This is a genomic window from Plantactinospora sp. B6F1 (assembly GCF_040120695.1).
GTDB lineage: Bacteria > Actinomycetota > Actinomycetes > Mycobacteriales > Micromonosporaceae > Plantactinospora.
On record NZ_JBEEAC010000008.1, the window covers coordinates 105,625 to 121,379 of the forward strand.

Annotated in this window: 14 protein-coding genes, 2 tRNA genes and 1 pseudogene; 6 read left to right on the forward strand and 11 right to left on the reverse strand. The window is 73.6% G+C overall.

What is annotated here, in order from left to right:
• Window positions 1–38 precede the first annotated feature (38 nt).
• On the forward strand, window positions 39–725 hold the full coding sequence (locus ABNF97_RS13650; RefSeq protein ID WP_130464384.1) for an IclR family transcriptional regulator domain-containing protein: 687 nt from the start codon (window positions 39–41) through the stop codon (window positions 723–725).
• A 280-nt stretch (window positions 726–1,005) separates the two neighbouring features.
• Here ABNF97_RS13650 and ABNF97_RS13655 read toward each other — a convergent pair.
• The 3 genes from ABNF97_RS13655 to ABNF97_RS13665 all read right to left on the reverse strand — a co-directional run bounded on the left by ABNF97_RS13655 (window position 1,006) and on the right by ABNF97_RS13665 (window position 2,139).
• Window positions 1,006–1,078, reverse strand: a tRNA-Glu gene (locus ABNF97_RS13655).
• A gap of 82 nt (window positions 1,079–1,160) precedes the next feature.
• Window positions 1,161–1,235: transfer RNA gene (locus ABNF97_RS13660), tRNA-Gln, on the reverse strand.
• A gap of 100 nt (window positions 1,236–1,335) precedes the next feature.
• Window positions 1,336–2,139 (reverse strand): fumarylacetoacetate hydrolase family protein, encoded by an 804-nt coding sequence (locus tag ABNF97_RS13665; protein ID WP_130464385.1) that lies wholly within the window; start codon window positions 2,137–2,139, stop codon window positions 1,336–1,338.
• A 167-nt stretch (window positions 2,140–2,306) separates the two neighbouring features.
• On the opposite strand from ABNF97_RS13665, the gene ABNF97_RS13670 reads away from it, so the two are divergent.
• Window positions 2,307–4,040: a hypothetical protein gene (locus ABNF97_RS13670; RefSeq protein WP_349338742.1), complete on the forward strand. Its 1,734-nt coding sequence runs from the start codon at window positions 2,307–2,309 to the stop codon at window positions 4,038–4,040.
• A 114-nt stretch (window positions 4,041–4,154) separates the two neighbouring features.
• The gene (locus ABNF97_RS13675; RefSeq protein WP_349338743.1) at window positions 4,155–5,036 is read left to right on the forward strand and encodes a 3-methyladenine DNA glycosylase; all 882 of its coding nucleotides are present in this window, start codon (window positions 4,155–4,157) and stop codon (window positions 5,034–5,036) included.
• An 84-nt stretch (window positions 5,037–5,120) separates the two neighbouring features.
• On the opposite strand, the gene ABNF97_RS13680 is transcribed toward ABNF97_RS13675, so the two are convergent.
• On the reverse strand, window positions 5,121–5,882 hold the full coding sequence (locus ABNF97_RS13680; RefSeq protein WP_349338744.1) for an SDR family oxidoreductase: 762 nt from the start codon (window positions 5,880–5,882) through the stop codon (window positions 5,121–5,123).
• Between the two features lie 67 nt (window positions 5,883–5,949).
• Complete coding sequence (locus ABNF97_RS13685; protein ID WP_349338745.1) at window positions 5,950–6,666, reverse strand: TetR/AcrR family transcriptional regulator; 717 nt, start codon at window positions 6,664–6,666, stop codon at window positions 5,950–5,952.
• Window positions 6,667–6,759: 93 nt separating this feature from the next.
• Here ABNF97_RS13685 and ABNF97_RS13690 point away from each other — a divergent pair, with 93 nt between their 5' ends.
• Window positions 6,760–7,797 (forward strand): aminotransferase class V-fold PLP-dependent enzyme, encoded by a 1,038-nt coding sequence (locus ABNF97_RS13690; RefSeq protein WP_130464390.1) that lies wholly within the window; start codon window positions 6,760–6,762, stop codon window positions 7,795–7,797.
• A 71-nt stretch (window positions 7,798–7,868) separates the two neighbouring features.
• On the opposite strand, the gene arfB is transcribed toward ABNF97_RS13690, so the two are convergent.
• From arfB to ABNF97_RS13715, 5 genes are all read right to left on the reverse strand, one after another.
• Window positions 7,869–8,291, reverse strand: coding sequence for an alternative ribosome rescue aminoacyl-tRNA hydrolase ArfB (gene arfB, locus ABNF97_RS13695; protein ID WP_130464391.1), 423 nt, complete (start codon window positions 8,289–8,291; stop codon window positions 7,869–7,871).
• Between the two features lie 17 nt (window positions 8,292–8,308).
• Window positions 8,309–9,184, reverse strand: a complete 876-nt coding sequence (locus ABNF97_RS13700; protein ID WP_130464392.1) for a trypsin-like peptidase domain-containing protein — start codon at window positions 9,182–9,184, stop codon at window positions 8,309–8,311.
• An 86-nt stretch (window positions 9,185–9,270) separates the two neighbouring features.
• A complete protein-coding gene (locus ABNF97_RS13705; RefSeq protein WP_130464393.1) occupies window positions 9,271–10,230 on the reverse strand; it encodes a VWA domain-containing protein in 960 nt (319 codons plus the stop codon).
• The gene (locus ABNF97_RS13710; RefSeq protein ID WP_502930483.1) at window positions 10,227–11,213 is read right to left on the reverse strand and encodes a DUF58 domain-containing protein; all 987 of its coding nucleotides are present in this window, start codon (window positions 11,211–11,213) and stop codon (window positions 10,227–10,229) included. Before ABNF97_RS13710 ends, ABNF97_RS13705 begins: the two co-directional genes overlap by 4 nt.
• A 65-nt stretch (window positions 11,214–11,278) precedes the next feature.
• A complete protein-coding gene (locus ABNF97_RS13715; protein WP_130464394.1) occupies window positions 11,279–12,328 on the reverse strand; it encodes an AAA family ATPase in 1,050 nt (349 codons plus the stop codon).
• Between the two features lie 170 nt (window positions 12,329–12,498).
• On the opposite strand from ABNF97_RS13715, the gene ABNF97_RS13720 reads away from it, so the two are divergent.
• Window positions 12,499–13,635, forward strand: coding sequence for a hypothetical protein (locus ABNF97_RS13720; protein WP_349338746.1), 1,137 nt, complete (start codon window positions 12,499–12,501; stop codon window positions 13,633–13,635).
• Window positions 13,636–13,759: 124 nt separating this feature from the next.
• A pseudogene (locus ABNF97_RS13725) lies at window positions 13,760–14,689 on the forward strand (endonuclease/exonuclease/phosphatase family protein); the annotation flags it as partial.
• Window positions 14,690–14,907: 218 nt separating this feature from the next.
• Here the strand turns inward: ABNF97_RS13725 and ABNF97_RS13730 are convergent.
• Complete coding sequence (locus ABNF97_RS13730; RefSeq protein WP_349338747.1) at window positions 14,908–15,423, reverse strand: hypothetical protein; 516 nt, start codon at window positions 15,421–15,423, stop codon at window positions 14,908–14,910.
• Between the last annotated feature and the right edge of the window lie 332 nt (window positions 15,424–15,755).

A 15,755-nucleotide genomic window follows, 5' to 3' on the forward strand; every position in this document is an offset into this window, starting at 1 on the left:
AAATTCTGGGAGGTAGGTTTCGGCTTGTGGGACACAGTATGAGCGGTGTCGGCGTTCTCGACAAGGCGGTGGTCATCCTGGCCGCCTGCGTAGACGGCGCCAGCCTGGCCGAACTCGTCGATCGCACCAAGCTGCCCCGGGCCACGGCCCATCGCCTGGCCCAGGCCCTGGAGATCCACCGGATGCTGGTCCGGGACACCCACGGACGCTGGCGCCCCGGGCCGCGCCTCGGTGAGTTGGCGAACGCCGCCCCCGACGTGCTGCTGACCGCGGCCGAGCCGCTGCTGTCGGCGCTCCGGGACGCGACCGGCGAGAGCGCCCAACTCTACCTGCGCCGCGCCGACGAGCGGATCTGCGTGGCCGCCGCCGAGCGGGCCAGCGGGCTGCGTGACACGGTGCCGGTCGGTTCGGTACTACCGATGACCGCCGGTTCGGCCGCGCAGATCCTGCTGGCCTGGGAGCCGCCCGAGGCGGTCATGCCACTGCTTCCCCGGTGCAAGTTCACCGGCCGCACCCTGGCCGAGGTACGCCGCCGGGGCTGGGCGCAGAGCGTCGCCGAGCGCGAGGCCGGGGTGGCGAGCGTCTCGTCACCGATCCGGGACCGGACCGGTCGGGTGATCGCCGCGATCAGCATCTCGGGGCCGATCGAACGGCTCGGCCGGCGCCCCGGCGACCGGCACGCGATGGCCGTGGTCCGGGCCGGCCAACGGCTGAGCGGCCTGTGACCGGCCCCTCCCCGGCCCGGCGTAGGCGCCAGCCCCGGGGAGGCTGAGCTTGTCCCACACGGCGCCTCGCCGACACCCGCTCGGAATGAGGGTCGACTGGTTCGTTTCGGTTACCAGGGCCCGCGTGGTGTGCGATGCTCGACACCGGGACCGGTCCGACCACCCGCCCGAACGCGGGGCGCCGGCTCGGACGCAGGGACGCCAGCTCGGGGATGGGCGCGTCCCGAGGCGTACGAACAGGAACGGCCCGCACCAGCGAAGTGATGCGGGCCGTCGACCGTAGCCCCGACCGGATTCGAACCGGCGCTACCGCCTTGAGAGGGCGGCGTCCTAGGCCGCTAGACGACGGGGCCAGGACTTTCCATTGTTGACCTTGCGGTCAACCGCTGCTGAACTCTACCAGAGACCAGCTACCGGCACCCTTTCGGGTTTCGGTGGCTGGGGTACCAGGACTCGAACCTAGACTAACTGAACCAGAATCAGTCGGGCTGCCAATTACCCCATACCCCATCGGTGCTCGTCGCACCGAAAGCGAACTTTACCGGACCCGGTGGTCGAGACCAAATCGGGTCGGTACCCGGCGACGCGGCACGCCGCCGCCGACCCACCCTCAGTCGAGGGCCACCACCGGGTTCGACAGTTCGCCGATTCCGCCGATGCGGACCGTGACGGTATCCCCGTCGACGATCGGACTAACCCCCGCCGGAGTGCCGGTCAGCACCACGTCGCCCGGGAGCAGGGTCATCACGTGGGAGATGTAGGACACCAGGGTCGGAACGTCGAAGACCATGTCCCTGGTCCGGCCGAGCTGGCGTACCTCCATCTCGTCCACGCCCCGGCCCACCTCGCAGCGCAGCTCGACGTCGCCGACGTCGATGCCGGTCGAAATCCACGGGCCGAGCGGGCAGAACGAGTCGAAGCCCTTGGCCCTGGTCCACTGGCCGTCCGCGCGCTGCAGGTCCCGCGCGGTCACGTCGTTGGCGCAGGTGTAGCCGAAGACGGCCCGGGCGGCGGCCGCCCGGTCGGCCCGGCGGGCACCGGGTGGCCCGATCACCACCGCGAGCTCGGCCTCGTGCTCGACCTGCTTGGACTGGGCCGGCAACCGGATCGCGTCCCGGGGGCCGACCACCGAGGTCGACGGCTTGAGGAAGAGCAGCGGCTCGGCCGGTACCTCGTTGCCGAGTTCGGCGGCGTGCTCGACGTAGTTGCGCCCGACACACACCACCTTGCTCGGCAGAATGGGCGAGAGCAGCCGGACGTCCGCCAGCGCCCAGCGGGCGGTGGTGAACCGGATCTCGCCGAACGGGTGGCCCTCGATCTCGGCCACCGTCAGCCCCTGGGGGCCGCCCTCCGGGTCACCCTCGACCACGCCGAACGACATTCCCTTTGCATGAGCGAAACGAGCGATGCGCACGCCGCCAATCTATCCCGACGCTGAGACCGGGCCGGCGCCGCGTGCGGGTGGGGTGGTCGGGGTGGCGGCACCCTACCGCAGCGGCACGACCAGCGGCGGGGGTTCGATCCTTCCCCGCCGGCCGGCCACCCGTCCGGCTTAGCGTCTGGGCGGGAGGAGACTTCGTGATGCCTGCATCGATCCGACTACGTGCGGTGGGAGCGGTGATCGCGGGTTGCCTGCTGGCCGTCGCCGCGCCCGGCGCCCCGAGCCAGGCCGCCATCCCGCCCCGCGCCCCGAGCCAGACCGCCGGCGCGCCCGTCCGGCCGACCGACCCGCTGATCACCGTCGCGATGACCACGTCCGGCGATCCGGCGCCCAGGTACGACATCCGGGTGCAGAACGCCACCGACGGCATGGTGAGGACGACGGTCCGGCAGGAGTTGCCGCCCGGCGCCACCCCCGCAACGATCAGCCAGGGCGGCGGGGTCGGCACCGTGCCGGGGAGGTCCGGTACCGAGGTGGTCTGGCAGGTCCAGATCGGCGCCCGCGCCACCGCGGTGCTCAGCACCACGCTGGCGCCGCCGGCCGGCGGGTCCGACGTGACCGCACCGGCGTGCGCCTTCGTCGCGGGCGGCAACACGCCGTACGACTGCGCGACCGCGACCTGGAACCGGGCACGGGCCGCCGCCGGCCCGGACGACCCGGCGCGGACCCAGGCAGAGGCGGTCGCCTCCCCACCCTGGTGGCGCCGGGGCGCCCTGCTGGGTACCGCGCTCGCCGTGCTGGTGCTGCTCGTGGCGGCCGGCGGTGCACTGTGGTGGCGGCGACTGCGTCGGCGGCGCGCCGCCGACCAGGCCAACACCACGCCTGTGGCGGGCAGGGACCGGCGGGCGGCCAGACGTGCCGCCAAGCGGGCGGCGGCGCAGCGACGCGCCGCCGAGCGGCGGGCAGCGGCGTCGGCCCGGCCGGTCCGCCGGTCCGGCAACCCGATCGCCCGGGCCCGAGCCCGGGTACGCGGGGAGCACAAGATCCCGGTGCCGGAGAGCGTACGGCGGGCCACCGGCCACCCCAGGATCGGCGGCGCCGCGCTGGAGCAGCGACGACCGGCCGACGATGACGCGGTACTCGACGACGGCGGGCTGCTCCGGGACGGCGGGCTGGTGGCGGCCGACCAACCGGGGAGCGACGAGCAGCCCGGCCTGGTCGGCATCGCCGGTGGGGCCCGGTACGTCGGCCAGGCACCGGTACCGCCGCGGGCGGCAGCGCCGACCGAGAACGACGAGCCGACCGAGGAGCCCGTACCGGAGCCGGCGGAGCCGACCGACGAGGAACTCCGCCCGGCGGTCGGCCGGGCCCGTCCCGCAGCGCACCCGGCCGCCACCTACCGGCCACGCCGACGCCGACCCAGGCCGCCGGCGTGGGCCGCGGTCAGCTCCGCAGCCCTGCTGGCGGCCGCCCTGGCCGCGCTCACCGCGTGGACCGGGTCGAGCCAGGTGAGCGCGCTCAGCGCCAACCGGCAGCCGTCCAGCGGGGCATGGGTGGGCCGGACCGTGGCCGGCTCGGTCGGTACGAGCCTGCGGGAGAGCGCCTTCGAGTTCACCGTCTACCGGCTGACCTGCCCGCCGGCTGCGGGCGGCTGCCAGGCGATCCTCGGGGTTCGCAACCTGACCGACAAGAGCCAGCAGTGGCACGGCACCCTGCAACGGGCGTACCTGCCGAACGGGGACTGGGTGGGCGCGGACGTGCCGGCGACGCAGATCGCCAACGCCGGGAAGGACCCGTTCGCGGAGCCGGTGCCGGCCGGACAACGCATGATCACGCCGCTGGTGTTCGCTCCGACCGGCGGGGTCGAACCGACCCGGATCGAGCTGCGCAGCGCCGTCTTCTCCGCCGGGGTCAGCATCGACGTACCGCGCTAGGAGAGCCCGCCACGCCAGAAGGCCGCGCCGGGAGAGCCGCGCCGCGTCGGTGGGGTCGACCGACCCGGTGCCGGACCCGGGTAGGGCGGCCGGCCGGCGCCGTACCCTGGAGCGGTGACCGCCGCCCTCGCCCGTACGACCGTGCTCGACGCGGCGGACTGGCGCGCCCGGCGGGCGGCCCACGAGCGGCGGGTGGACGAGTGGCTGGTGCCGCACCTCGCCCGGCGCGGCAGTGGGATCCGGCATCCGGTGGAGGACTTCCTCTTCACCTACTACTCGCACCGGCCGGCGCAGTTGCGCCGCTGGCATCCGGGCGCCGGGATGTTGCTCCGGGACGCCGACCCCACCGAGTTCGGCCGGGACTACCGCGCCGGGGACGGCGGCCTCGCCCTCGACACCGAGGCGGTACGCGGGCGCCGGGGTGACTCGGTCGGGTGGATCCGCACCCTGCTGACCCGTACCGCGGGCCGGCCCGGTCAGTTCGGCTGCTTCGGGATGCACGAGTGGGCGATGGTCTACCGGCAGACCCAGGCGGAGGTACGGCACAACGCCTGGCCGCTGCGGCTGTCGCCCGAGCAGACCGCCCGGGTGGTGGAGGACAACCGGATCCGGTGCAGCCACTTCGACGCGTACCGGTTCTTCACCGCGCCGGCCCGACCGCTGAACCTGCTCGCCCCGACCCGTCAGACGCAGCACGACAACGAGCAGCCCGGCTGCCTGCACGCCAATATGGATCTTTACAAGTGGGCGTACAAGCTCTCCCCGCTGGTGCCGAGCGAGCTGGTCGCCGACGCGTTCGCGCTGGCCCGGGAGATCCGTGCCCTGGACATGCGGGCCAGTCCGTACGACCTGGCGGCGCTGGGCTACCCACCGGTCCGGGTGGAGACCCCGGAGGGCCGGGCGGAGTATGCCGCGGCGCAGCGCCGGTTCGCCGAGCGGGCCGCCCCGCTCCGGGCACGGCTGCTCACCGCGCTGGCGACCGCCGGGCCCGGCTGACCGCGACCAGCGGCGTCGCCGGCCGGCCCCACGGCGGTCACCGCGAGGCCGGCGGCGGTCGGGGGTGCCGGGCGCTGGTCGAGATCAGATGATCCCGCCGTTGGCCCGCAGCACCTGCCCGTTGATCCAGTGCCCGGCCGGGCTGGCCAGGAAGGCGACCACCTCGGCGATGTCGTCGGGGGTGCCGAGCCGCTCCAGCGGCGGCTGCGCCGCCAGGTGGGCGACCCGCTCCTCGCTGTTGGCTTGCAGGAACAGGTCGGTGGCGGTCGGTCCGGGTGCGACGGCGTTGACGGTCACGTCCCGGCCGCGCATCTCCCGGGCCAGCACCATGGTCATCGCCTCGATCGCGCCCTTGCTCGCGGCGTAGGCGCTGTAGTTCGGGAAGGCGAGACCGACGACCGAGGAGGAGAGGTTGACCAGCGCACCGCCGGGGCGGAGCCGGCGTACCGCCTGCTGGTCGACGACGAAGGTGCCCCGGATGTTGGTCCGGTGCAGGTCGTCCAGGTCGGCCAGGTCGAGTTCGGCGAGCGGCGCCAACGGCATCCGGCCGGCCGCGTTCACGACCACGTCGATGCCGCCGAAGGTCCGCTCGGCGACGTCGAAGAGCTCGGCGACCTCGTGCTCGTCGGCGACGTCGGCCCGTACGGCGACCGCCCGGCCGTCGGCCGCCTCGACCTCCTTGACCGCGGCCTCCGCCTCGGCCCGGTTGCCGAGGTAGCCGACCACGACGGCGAAGCCGTCTGCGGCGAGCCGGGCGACGACCCGGCGGCCGATGCCGCGCGAGCCGCCGGTGACCACGGCGGTACGCGCGTTCGGGGTACTGGTGGGTACGGACGGGAGGGACACGGCGTTCTCCTTGCTCTGCTCACGGTTTCTGGTTGCGTGCGGGTCGGCGTCGTCCGGTCGGCCCGGGTCAGCCGGTGGCGGGCCGGTCGGCCAGTCGGGTCAACCACTCCCGCAGCAGGCCGGACTCGGCCGGTGAGAGTGGACTGTCCGGCAGCGCCGGCAGCAGCGCGCCGAGCTTCGCGGCGGCCACCGCGACCTCCGCCTCCGGTCCGGCGCCCCGCTCCGGTGCGGTGGAGGTGCCGGGGGTGACGACGGCGGTGACGATCGCCTCGCGTACCCGGGACGACACCTGGGCGGCCTCGGTGTAGACCGTCGGGCGGTTGATCAGCAGCAGCGCGACCCCGACCGCCGCCGGCATCACCATCTGGGCGGCGAGCTGTGGACTGGTCCGGAGCCGGCCCACCCGCGCGCAGCGTTCGAGCACGCCGAGCAGCAGTTGGTGCGCCTCGGTCGCGGCGGCGGGCGGGGTGGAGAGCCCGGACGAGTACATCAGCCGGTAGAAGTTCGGCTTCTCCAGCGCGAACGCGACGTGGTTGTCCCAGCCGTCGCGGAGGTCCCGGACCGGGTCGTCGGAGGGGACGGCGCTCCGCTTGCCGGCCAGGTACTGCTCGAAGCCGAAGTCGACCACGGCCGCGAGCAATCCTTCCTTGTCACCGAACTGCCGGTAGAGGACCGGGGCGCCCACTCCGGCGGCCTCGCAGACCGCCCGGGTCAGCACGTCGGCTTCCGGCGAGCGGGCCAGGAGGTCCGCCGCGGCGTGCAGTATCCGCGTTCTCACGTCCACGTAAACGACGATAACACCCCTCCCTTAGCGTCGCTACCCGTATCAGGTAACCGTCGTTACGGACGCCCTGGCCCGGGGTACTACGCTGGTGGAGTGGATCTAGCTAAGGTGCGGGAACTGTGGAAACCGGAGCCGGGCTGGCTGAACACCGCCAGCTACGGGCTTCCGCCGGATCCGGCCTGGGATGCGCTGCAGGCCGCCCTCGCCGACTGGCGGACCGGGCGTACGTCGTGGGAGGGCTGGGACACCGCCACCGGCCGGGCCCGGACCGCCTTCGCCCGGCTGGTCGGGGTACCCGTCCCGGACGTGACCGTCGGGGCGACCGTCTCCCAACTTCTCGCCCCGGTCGGGGCCGCGCTGCCCGCCGGAGCCACCGTGCTGGTGCCGGAGGTGGAGTTCACCTCCAACCTCTTTCCCTGGCTGGTGCACACCGAGCGCGGGGTGCGGGTCCGCACCGTGCCGACGGACCGGCTCGCCGAGGCGGTCGACGCCGACACCGACCTCGTCGCGTTCAGCCTGGTCCAGTCGGCCGACGGCAGCGTCGCCCGGTACGACGAGATCGTGGCCGCCGCCGAGGCGCACGACGCGCTGGTGGTGGTCGACGCCACCCAGGGCTGCGGCTGGCTGCCGTTCGACGCGAGCCGGGCGGACGTGGTCGTCGTCGGGGCGTACAAGTGGCTGATGGCACCCCGCGGGGCCGCCTTCGGCTACCTCGCTCCCCGGATCCGGGACCGGCTCACCCCGCTGGCCGCGAACTGGTACGCCGGCTCCGACCCGCACGCCTCCTACTACGGCCCGCCGCTGCGGCTGGCCGAGGGCGCCCGCCGGTTCGACCTCTCCCCGGCCTGGTTCTGCTTCGTCGGCGCCGCCCCGGCCATGGAACTCCTCGTCGAGGTGGGACTGCCGGCGGTCCGGGAGCACAACGTCGGGCTGGCCAACCGGTTCCTGGCCGGCCTCGGGCAGCCGCCCCGGGACAGCGCGATCGTCACCGTCGACATACCGGGCGCGGCGGAGAAGCTGGCGGCGGCCGGCGTCCGGGCGGCGGTCCGGGCCGGTCGGGTACGCGCCTCGTTCCACCTCTACTCCACCGAGCAGGACGTCGAGCTGGCCCTGACCGCCCTGACCTCCTGACCGTCCCGAACCCTCGACCTCTCCACCGACCGGTCGGGCGGATGCGTCAGCCCGCGGATGCACCGGGGGCGTCACTCCACGTCGGGTCGGCGCATCTGCTTGAGCTGGCCGCGGCGCTTCTTCTCGGCGAGCCGGCGCTCCTTGGCCCCGCGACTCGGCTTGGTGGGTCGTCTCGGCGGTGGCGGCGGCGCGATCGCGTCGGCCAGCAGCGCGGCGAGCCGGGCCTGCGCCGCCTCCCGGTTGCGGAGCTGGGCGCGGTGCTCCGAGGCGGTCACCGTCAGTACGCCGTCCGAGAGTCGGCCGGCCAGCCGGTCCAGCGCCCGGGTCTTGAGCCGCTCCGGCAGCGCCGTCGTGTTCGCCACGTCGAAGGAGAGTTCGGCCCGGGAGTCGGTGGTGTTCACGCCCTGCCCGCCCGGGCCGCTGGACCGGGAGAACCGCCAGTTCAGTTCCGCCTCCGGGATGACGATGCCCGGTCGGATGGTCAGGGGTGCCATGTCGTCAACCGTACGGCTCAGCCGCCCTTGCCGATGATGGTGTCCGCGGTCTGCTGCACCTGCTCGATCGGGATGGCGAAGCCGATCCCGATCGAGCCGTTGCCGTCGATGGTGGCGATCGCGGTGTTCACCCCGACCACCTCGCCCCGGGCGTTGACCAGCGGGCCACCCGAGTTGCCGGGATTGATCGAGGCGTCGGTCTGCACCGCGCTGTGCCGGTTCTCCCCCAGCTTCACCTGACGGTCCAGCGCGCTGACGATGCCGGCGGTCACCGTGCCGGCCAGCCCCAGCGGCGAACCGACCGCGAGCACCGGCTCGCCGACCCGGGTGGCGCCGGGCTTGGCCAGCGGCAGCGCCGTCAGCCCGGTCGACGGCGGCACCCGGAGTACCGCGATGTCGCTGCTGGAGTCCCGGCCGACGATCCGGGCCGGGAACTGCCGGCCGTCCGAGGTCTCCACCATCACCGCGCCGTCGGGCTCCCCGCCGCCGCCCCGGGCCACGATGTGGTCGTTGGTGACGATGTGCTGGAGGTCGTCGATGGCGAACCCGGAGCCGCTGGCCGACTTGCCACCACCGGCCACCATCACCGAGACGACGCCGGGCACCACCTGTGCGGCGGCGGCCACCAGGTCGGCCGGGATGGCGGCCTGCGCCGCTCCGCCCCGCTGTCCGGAGGTCTCCTGGCTGGCCACCCAGCCGCCGGCCAGGCCACCGGAGCCGATGGAGAGCGCGACCACCGCCAGCGCGGCGAGCAACGCCCGGCGGCGCCGGGCCGCCCGGTCGATCGCCAGCACCTGCGCGGGTACGCCGGGAACGCCGCGCCCGTCCGGTTCCAGCTCCGGTGAGATGAACCATGGGCCGCGGGGTTCGCCGAGCCCGGTCTGCGTTGCCATAGCTCACTCCTCGTCAGTCCATCGTCGCCATCGCCGGCAGCAGGTGCGCCGCCCGCCCCGGTGGGACCGAGCCGGGCCGGCGGGATCTACGGCAGCCGGGAGAACCAGGCCATCGAGCCGCCCGCCGCCGCCAGGGCCAGCAGCAGCCCGATCCCGATGAACCGGGCGGCGATGTCCTGCTTCTCCGTGCGGTAGCCGACCGACGTTCCGATGTCCTCGTACACGGCACGCAGTTCGGCGCTGCTGCCCGCCTCGTGGTAGCCGCCCTTGGTCTGCTCGGCGACCGCCCGCAGGGTCTGACCGTCCACCGGCACCCGGATCGGCCGGCCACCCCGGGCGACGTAGCCGGTGGCGGTGCCGAACGAGATCGTGTGCACCGGCACGCCCACCTGCACCGCCTCGTCGGCGGCGGAGATCGGGTCGCGCCCGGAGGTGTTCGCCCCGTCGGAGAGCAGCACGATCCGGGCCGGCGGCGGGTTCTTCGCGGCCTGGGTGTCGAAGGTCTTGATCGCCTCCAGCGAGGTGCCGATCGCCTCGCCGATCGCGGTGCCCTGCACTCCGGTGCTCCCCTCGGCCAGCCGCCTGATCCCGGAGTGCAGCGCCGATCGGTCGGTGCCGGGCGGCACGAGTACCGCCGCGCTGCCGGCGAAGGCGACCAGCCCGACGTTGAACTCGTCCGGAAGCGTGTCGGCGAACCGGTGCGCCGCCGACTTCGCCGCCGCCAGCCGGTCCGGTTCGACGTCGGTGGCCAGCATGGAGGTCGAGACGTCCACCGCCACCATCACGGTGGCCCGCTCCCGGGGCACCCGCACCTCCGCCTCCGGCCGGGCGAAGCCGACGACCAGCAACGCCAGCATGGCCAGGAACAACCCGGCCGGCACGTGCCGGCGCCAGGACGGCCGGTCCGGCGCGACCCGGTCCAGCAGCCGCAGGTTGGTGAAGCGGACGGCGTACCGGCTGCGGCGGCGTTGCAGCACGACGTACCAGATGCCGAGCCCGACCACGCCGAGCAGCAGCAACAGCCGTTCCGGAGACTGCCAGGTCATACCGCGCCTCCCCGTACCGCTGCGGCGGACGGCCGGGCCGCGCCGGCCAGCCGCCGCTGGGTGTGTACGTGCCGGACGATGTCCGCGATCCAGTCCCGGTCGGTACGCAGCGACAGGTGCGCGGCCCCCGCCCGGCGCAGCGCCTGCCGGACCAGTTCCCGCTGGCTGGCAGCGGCGGCGGCGTACCGCTGCCGGAGCCGGCGGTCCGCGGTGGACACCTCGCGTCGCCGGCCCGTCTCCGGGTCGACCAGGGTGACCAGTCCGACGTCCGGCAGCTCCAGTTCGCGCGGGTCGACCACCTCGACCGCCAGCACCTGGTGGCGTACGCCGAGCCGGCGGACGGCCCGCTCCCAGGCCGGCGTGCCGCCGGAGGTGTCGGGCAGCCCGTCGAGGAAGTCGGAGACCAGCACCGCCAGTCCCCGGCCGGCGCTGGCCCGGTGCAGTGTGGTCACCGCGTCGGCGAGCGACGGCGCGCCGCTCGCCAGGTCGGGCCGGGGCGCCGCGAGCAGCATGTTGAGCAGGCCCAGCAGGTGGGCCCGGCCGGCCCGGGCCGGAAAGCGGCGGATCCCGGCGTCGTCGAGCAGGTGTACGCCCAACCGGTTGCCGACCCCGGCGGTGAGGAAGCCGACCGCCGCCGTGGCGGCCACCGCGAGTTCCCGCTTGTCCAGGTCGGCCGTGCCGAAATGCATGCTCGGGGTGGAGTCGACCAGCAGCCAGGTGGTCAGTTCCCGGTCGGCGTCCACCTCACGGACGTGCGGCAGGGTGGTCCGGGCGGTCACCGCCCAGTCCATCCGGCGGACCTCGTCCTCGCCCGGCCGATACTCCCGGGCGCCGCTGATCTCGCTGCCGGGCCCCGGCAGCAGGCCGAGGTGCTGGCCGTGCAGCAGCCCGTCGAGCCGCCGGGTGACCAGCAGCTCCAGCCGGCGCAGCCGGTGCTCGGGGACGAGTTGCCGCAACGTCGGGTCGCCGCTGTCCCGGTGCACGCCGTCCGGGCCGGTCCGGCCGTCCCGAGCCGCCCGGCCGGTCCACCCCGGCTGGCCGAGCCGGCTCACGCGACCGCCAGACCGCGCCGCTGTTCCTCACGGCTCGGCGCGATCCTGGGCGGTGGGACCGCCTCGACGAGACGGCGTACCACCGACTCCGCCGGTACCCCGTCGGCGATCGCGTCGAACGACAGCACCAGCCGGTGCGCGATCACGTCGCAGGCGAGATCGCGTACGTCGTCCGGCAGCACGTAGTCCCGGCCGCGCAGCAGCGCCTGGGCCCGGGCGGCGGCGACCAGCCCGAGGGTGGCCCGGGGACTCGCCCCGTACGCGAGCAGCGGCGCCACCTCCGGCACCCCGAACCGGGCGGGATCCCGGGTGGCCAGGATCAGCCGTACGACGTACTCGGCGAGGGCGTGGTGCACGAAGACCCGACTGGCCCGGTCCTGGAGGGCCCGCAGCCGCTCCGGATCGAGTACCGCCCGGGCGGTCGGCCGCTCCGCGCTCATCCGGTAGAGGATGGCCAGCTCGTCGACGTCGGTGGGATAGTCGACGAGGATCTTCAGCAGGAACCGGTCCCGTTGCGCCTCCGGCAGCTGGTAGACCCCCTCCGACTCGATCGGGTTCTGGGTGGCCAGCACCAGGAACGGCTCCGGTACCGGATAACTGCGGCCGCCGATCGAGACCTGCCGCTCGGCCATCGCCTCCAGCAACGCCGACTGCACCTTCGCCGGCGCCCGGTTGATCTCGTCGGCCAGCACCAGGTTCGCCATCACCGGCCCCAGCTCCACGTCGAAGCTCTCCGACGAAGCCCGGTAGATCCGGGTACCCACGATGTCCGACGGCACCAGGTCCGGAGTGAACTGGATCCGGGAAAAACTCCCACCCACCGCCACCGCCACCGTCTGCGCGGCGAGGGTCTTCGCCACTCCCGGTACGCCCTCCAGCAGGCAGTGCCCGTCGGCCAGCAACGCGGTGAAGAGCCGCTCCACCAGCCTGTCCTGCCCGACGATCACCCGCTTGACCTCGAAGAGGGCCTGCTCCAGCTCGGGGCCGGCGGCAGCCGTCTCGACCGGCCTGGGGCGGGTGGCCACGGTGTCTGACATGTCCGTCACGGTGCGGGCTTCCCGACCTCGCCGACGGCAAACCCGGGTCGGCACGGTGTCCGGAGAAGTTCCGGCACGGCCACCACTCGGGACACCCGGAACCTCCCGCGTACCAATAAACTCGGCCGCACACAAACCCGTCAGCGACGCCGGGACGGGACGAAACGCCGGAGGCGCCTGTGTTGCTGCGACGGTACGGAGCGGTACTGCTGGCGGTCGCCTCGGCGGTGGTCCTCGCGGCGCCCGCGGCGGCGGCCCCCGATCCGCTTCCCCCGCCGAGCTACGCCGGGTTCCGGCTGGTCAAGGCGATCCCCGGCGAGCCCGGCACGCCGCGGATCACCCTGCCCGCCGGCTACGAGCTCGTCCCCGGCGCCTCGACACAGGTTGCCAGCCGGGCCGAGTACTACTCCTTCGTCCGGGGGCCGCGCAGCGAGGCGGTCACCGTCACCGTCGACTGGCCGGGCACCTGGGTCGGCTCGGTGGTCGCCACCGACACCCGGCTGGCGATCCGCCGGCACGCCGGTGCGCCCTACCGGATCAGCTTCACCCTGCCGGTGACCTGGTCGTCGGTGAACGCCAACCAGGCGACGGTGCAGGTCTGGAGCATGCTCAGCCCGGAGACCTCGACCGGGCTGCACTGGCGGATCGAGCACAACGACCCGGACCGGGTGGCCGGGCCGTGGACCAGCGTCGCATGGCCGGCGACGCAGGCCGCCTCGGTGATCAACTACATGGTCGCCAGCGAGGCGGTGCTCCAGGACTCCGGGCTGGTCGCCGAGGCCCGGCGCAGGGGCCACTTCTTCTCGCTGATGGGCTTCGAGACAAACAACGCGCTGCACCCGGACAACCCGCCGCACTGGCACCTGGCGTACTACCCCGGCCTCAGCTACGGCGCGCCCCGGGCGCACGTGCCGCACTTCTGGGTCGACGCGCAGGGCCGGACCTACTACAACGGGATGGACATCCAGGGTCAGGGCCGCAGCCGCTTCTACGCCGGTGATCCGGCGCAGATCCGCGACGCCGACGACAACCTCGTCGTCACCCTCACCATCCGGGCCGACGGCGGACTGGACATCGACCCGCCGGCCGGGCCGCGCTACTCGATCACCGCCCCGGACGGGAACTTCTCACACCAGGTCGACGTCGCCCGGGACGGGGTGCCGTGGCGCTCCGTGGTGAGCCGGGACCACGTGAAGATCGGCGTGCTGGTCGTCCAGGTGCGGGACCGGCAGTCCAGCCGGCCGCACCGGACCACCGTGCACCAGTACGACGCGCTGACCGGGGTGCTGACCCACACCTGGCCCGGCCCGCACTAGGTCCGTACCGCCTGCACGCGCTCTTCACCAGTCCTCCACAATCGACGGCTACCTTGCCGTCGTGGATGTCGATCTCGCACCGGAGCCGCCGCCGGCCGCTCCGGTCCGGACCCGTCGGCGACTGCTGACCGGGCTCTGCTGGCTGCTGTCGCTGCCGGTGCCCGGCCTGCTGGCGGTACGGCTGACCGGGCTGGAGCGGGGCCCCCTGGTGCAACTGGTGGCCTTCACGCCGTACCTGCTGGCCTGGGCGTCACTGCCGCTCGGGCTGGCCCTGGCCACCCGGCGTCGGTGGGCGGCGGGCACCTCGGCGGTCGCCGTGCTCGTGCTGCTCGTGCTGGTCGCGCCGCGCGCGCTGCCGGACCGGCAGCCGGCCATCGGCGGCACTTCGCTGCGGGTGCTCACCGCCAACCTCCTCGCCGGGGCCGCCGAGCCGGCGGCGCTGGTGGCGCTGGTCCGGGCCGAACGGGTCGACGTGCTCGCCGCGCAGGAGTTCACCCCGGACGCCGAGGCGGCACTGCACCGGCTCGGCCTGGCCGAGCTGCTGCCGTACCGGCAGGTCAACCCGGAGCTCGGCACGACCGGTTCGGCGCTGTACTCCCGCCATCCGCTTCGGCAGGCCGGTACCCGACGCAACGGGGGCGGCTTCTCCCAGGCGTACGCGACGGTCCATCCTCCGGACTGGCCGGCGGTGCTGGTGGAGTCGGTGCATCCGTTGGCGCCCGCCTCCCTGGCCGGGCTGCCGGATTGGCGGGCGGACCTGGCGGCGCAGCCACCGGCCACCCCGGACGGTCCGCTGCGGGTTCTGGCCGGGGACTTCAACGCCACCCTCGACCACGCCCCGCTGCGCGATTTGCTCGACACCGGGTACGTCGACGCGGCCGACTCGGTCGGGATGGGGCTCACCGGCACCTGGGGCCCGTACGACGGCGATCCGATCCCGCCGGTGACCATCGACCACGTGCTGGTGGACCGGCGGATCGCGGTCGACCGGGTGGCGGTGTTCCGGCTGCCCGGCTCCGACCACCGTCCGGTCCTCGCCGACCTGGCCCTACCCACCCGCTGCCCGGCCCCGAGCCCTACCCACCCGCTGACCGGCCCCGAGCCCTTGCCCACCCCGCTGGCCGGCCCGAGCGTCCGGGTCTCGCCGCAGGGTCGGGTCGCGGTGCCTGCCCACCCGCTGGCCGGCCCTGATCCCTACCCGACCGGCACCCGGGAACGCCGCCGGCCTCCGTGTCCGTTCGGGGGGACACGGAGGCCGGCGGGCACCGGGGGTCAGGGCAGGAACACCGCCAGGTGGAAGCTCCGGTTGGCCGGCTGGTTGGCCGCGTTCCAGGTCTGCACGAAGACACCCTGGGCCAGGTTGGTCCGACCGACGACCGAGATGAAGCCGGACGGCGAGGTGCCGACACTCCCGGTCAACCCGATCGTGCCGACGAACGCCCCGTTGTTCACCGGCACGTTGAAGACCACCTGGTAGAGGCCGACGCCCAGCAGGGTCACCGAAACCGCCTGGCTGCCGCGGATCAGACCGCCGTTCGCGCTGACCACGGCGAAGATCTGCGCGCTCGACGCCTGTACGGCGGCGTCGCCCTTGAGCAGCGCGGCCCTGGCCAGGTCGATGTCGGCCTGGGTCACCGGCGGCTGCTCGACCATCTTGCCGTTGATCCGGACCGCGTCGGGGTCGCCTCGGTGGCTCGGGCCGGCGACGGCGATCCCGCCACCGACGAGGGTCAGCGCGAGTGCTCCGACGGCTAGCAGGATCGTCTTACGTCCAAAGAATCTGGCCATGACGTCATCTCTTTCTTTCTACCCAGGATGGTGATGGTCTCTCCGATGTTGGAGATGGTCCGAACTGTCGACCTGCTGTTCCGGGTACACCCCGTCCGCTCCCGACTCGTGACCAATGACTGCCCGACAATTGCACGGACGGTTTCAGCACGAATCACCGACGGACGGGAGGCTGCGCCAGTGCCTGACGCACGATTGTTTCGCCTTCTGAACGCCCGACCGGCGCCGATCGTCGCCCCGCGTTCACCAGCTAATACTACTTAGAGTGGCCACTCAACAACCATGAGCGAACATAGCATTCGGCAAAGCAGCAGGTCAATAGCGGTTTCATC

Excerpts from the sequence above, each read along its gene's own strand:
- ABNF97_RS13705 (WP_130464393.1), bottom strand. The coding sequence starts at position 10,230 with ATGACCTGGCAGTCTCCGGAACGGCTGTTGCTGCTGCTCGGCGTGGTC.
- arfB (WP_130464391.1), bottom strand. The coding sequence starts at position 8,291 with ATGGCACCCCTGACCATCCGACCGGGCATCGTCATCCCGGAGGCGGAA.
- ABNF97_RS13650 (WP_130464384.1), top strand. The coding sequence starts at position 39 with ATGAGCGGTGTCGGCGTTCTCGACAAGGCGGTGGTCATCCTGGCCGCC.
- ABNF97_RS13700 (WP_130464392.1), bottom strand. The coding sequence starts at position 9,184 with ATGGCAACGCAGACCGGGCTCGGCGAACCCCGCGGCCCATGGTTCATC.
- ABNF97_RS13730 (WP_349338747.1), bottom strand. The coding sequence starts at position 15,423 with ATGGCCAGATTCTTTGGACGTAAGACGATCCTGCTAGCCGTCGGAGCA.
- ABNF97_RS13670 (WP_349338742.1), top strand. The coding sequence starts at position 2,307 with ATGCCTGCATCGATCCGACTACGTGCGGTGGGAGCGGTGATCGCGGGT.